This is a genomic window from Dietzia cercidiphylli (assembly GCF_014145145.1).
GTDB lineage: Bacteria > Actinomycetota > Actinomycetes > Mycobacteriales > Mycobacteriaceae > Dietzia > Dietzia natronolimnaea.
On record NZ_JAALEA010000530.1, the window covers coordinates 1 to 2845 of the forward strand.

The 2845-nt window shown below is 68.3% G+C and carries 2 protein-coding genes; both read left to right on the top strand.

Features of this window, described 5'->3' with window-relative positions; translation table 11 throughout:
• The coding region (locus tag G6028_RS16925; protein WP_182659563.1) for an acetyl-CoA C-acetyltransferase at positions 1-1175 on the top strand (1175 nt) is incomplete at its 5' end.
• A 356-nt stretch (positions 1176-1531) separates the two neighbouring features.
• Positions 1532-2462, top strand: a protein-coding gene (locus G6028_RS16930) for an IS5 family transposase (RefSeq protein ID WP_422110543.1) whose coding sequence is annotated in 2 segments (ribosomal slippage) — positions 1532-1924 and positions 1926-2462 — 930 coding nt in all. Because the reading frame shifts where the segments join, the coding sequence is not laid out codon by codon here.
• Positions 2463-2845 lie beyond the last annotated feature (383 nt).

A 2845-nucleotide genomic window follows, 5' to 3' on the forward strand; every position in this document is an offset into this window, starting at 1 on the left:
CGGTCGGCCGCTTCGGCGGCGTGTTCCGCGATCTCGACGCGAGCACCCTGGCCACCACCCTGCTCACCGCGCTCGTCGAGCGCACCGGGCTGACCGGGGCCGACGTCGACGACGTGATCCTCGGCCAGGGCTCCCCCGGCGGCGAGGGCCCGGCCATCGGCCGGATCGCCGCGCTCGACTCCCCGCTCGGCATCGACGTGCCCGGCATGCAGCTGGACCGCCGCTGCGGATCCGGCCTGCAGGCCGTCATCACCGGCGCGCTCCAGGTGGCCTCCGGCGGCGTGGACGTCGTGGTGGCCGGCGGTGTCGAATCGATGAGCCAGGTCGAGTTCTACGCCACCCCCTCACCCCGCTGGGGCATCAAGGGCGACGGCGTCTCGCTGGTCGACCGCCTCGGCCGCGCCCGCACCACGGTGGGCGGCCGCTCCCACGTGATCGACGGCGGGATGATCGAGACCGCCGAGAACCTCCGCCGCGAGTACAGCATCACCCGGGAGGAGCAGGACCAGCTCGCCGAGCGGTCCCACCAACGCGCCGTGGCCGCCCAGGAGTCCGGGGTGTTCGCCGAGGAGATCGTTCCCGTCACCGTCCCGCAGCGCAGGGGTCCCGGCCTCGTCGTCGACACCGACGAGCACCCGCGCGCGGACACCACTGTCGAGGCCCTCTCCGGCCTCCGGGCGATCATGGGCCGCACCGACCCCGAGGCCACCGTCACCGCCGGCAACGCCTCCGGGCAGAACGACGGCGCCGCGATGTGCGTCGTCACCACCGCAGACAGGGCGGCCACCCTCGGGCTGACGCCACTCGTGCGCCTGGCCTCGTGGGCGGTCGCGGGGGTCGCTCCGGAGACCATGGGGATCGGCCCCGTCCCCGCCACCGCCAAGGCGCTCGACCGTCTGGGGCTGACCCTCGAGGACATGGGCGTGATCGAACTCAACGAGGCGTTCGCGGCCCAGGCCCTGTCCGTCATGCGGGAGTGGGACATCGACCCCGCCTCACCGCATCTCAACCCACACGGCTCCGGGATCTCGCTCGGACACCCCGTCGGGGCGACCGGCGCCCGGATGCTCGCCACCCTCTCGCACGAGATGGTGCGCCGCGACGTCCAGTGGGGCCTGGAGACGATGTGCATCGGAGGCGGTCAAGGCCTGGCCGCCGTGTTCGAACGAGTCTGAGCCTGAGACCACCGCGCAGAAAGCGTCCACCTAGGAGACTGCTGAACAAGCTGCGATCCTGGCACGCCCGGTGTGCGTGAGGGTCCGGTTGGCCGTCGCGCGGAGGGTGGGGCTTGAGATTTCTGGGTTCGGCGAAAGGTTCGTGGCGCCCACCGCGGGTTGTTCGAGCCTCTGCTGGGGCGGGAATGCCTGGCCCTGGCCTGACCACCGACACCGGCACCAGCTCGACCACGGAGGTGAGCACCGATGAACTGATGCAACTACCCGCCTGATCACCAACGAAGGATCAAAAACCAGTTACACCACTACCAGGGGCTTGACCATAGCTGAGCGGTGACCCGCGAGACCGTGGCCGTATGGGACAGACGAAGTCACGATTTCGCCAGTTCACCGACGAGCAGTGGGAGCGGATAGAGCCCCTGCTGCCCTCCAATGAAGGGCGGCAGGGGCATCCGTTTCGCGACAATCGCAAGGTCGTCGAGGGGATCATCTACCGCTACCGAGCAGGTATTCCCTGGCGGGACCTACCCCGCGAGGAGTTCGGTGCGTGGCAGACCGTGTGGAAGCGTCACGCCCGCTACGCCCGGGACGGGACCTGGGATCGCATCCTGCACGTGATCCTGGCCGATGCCGACGCGGCCGGAAAGATCGACTGGAACGTCTCGGTCGACGCCACCATCTGCCGCGCTCATCAGCACAGCACAAATACAACGCGCCCTGAGCAGGACACAGGGGGCAGGGTCGAATCACAAGAACCGGCCCTTCCGGGACTGTGAACCCGCAGGTCACGGCATCGGCCGCTCGCGAGGAGGGCTGACCACCAAGATTCACAGTGCCGTCGACGGCCGCGGCCGACCGCTGGCGAACGTGATCACCGGTGGGCAACGAAACGACGGCGCGATGCTGGCCGAAGTCCTGGCCGACATCCACGTCCCACGCCACGGCAAGGGCCGACCCCGCACCCGCCCCGACGCGGTGATCGCAGACAAGGCCTACTCGTCCGGCACGATCCGCCGCCAGCTCCGCAGTCGCGGTATCGCCGCTGTCATCCCGGAGAAAAGCGACACCATCGCCGCTCGCGAACGCCGCGGCAGCCGCGGTGGCCGACCCCCAAAACTCGACACTGGCCTCTACAAAAACCGAAACGTCGTCGAGCGTTCCTTCGCTCTGGCTAAGCAATGGCGAGCACTGGCCACCCGCTACGACAAACTCGCGATCACCTACCGCGCCGCCGTCACCCTCTGTGCAATTCTCACCTGGCTACGCCGATTGGGAGACACACCCTAGATAAACACCATGATTCTCCTCCTGGAGCCCTTGGTGTCGATCACGAGCCGGCTGTTGGCCATGAAGTGCTTCGGAACATGACAAGCCACAACGACCACTCACCGCCCTCCCCGAGGTCCGCTGCTTAAGGACGCGGCACTCACCAGATACGCCGCCCGCCATCCGAAGGGTCTTGCTCGCCCATTCTGGAGAGGCACCCCACTTCTCGGTGGGAACGATACTGCCAGCATCTCGTTTGACGATCCTCTGCTGCGACACACCTAGGCTCGGCCCAATCAACGCTCCACCCCGGGCCGGGCGTCTCGCAAGCGTGTCGCACCAGCGAGTCGCGTGAAGCACGACCCAAGTAGGCCGCTGACACGGCCGCTGACACGGCCGCTGAC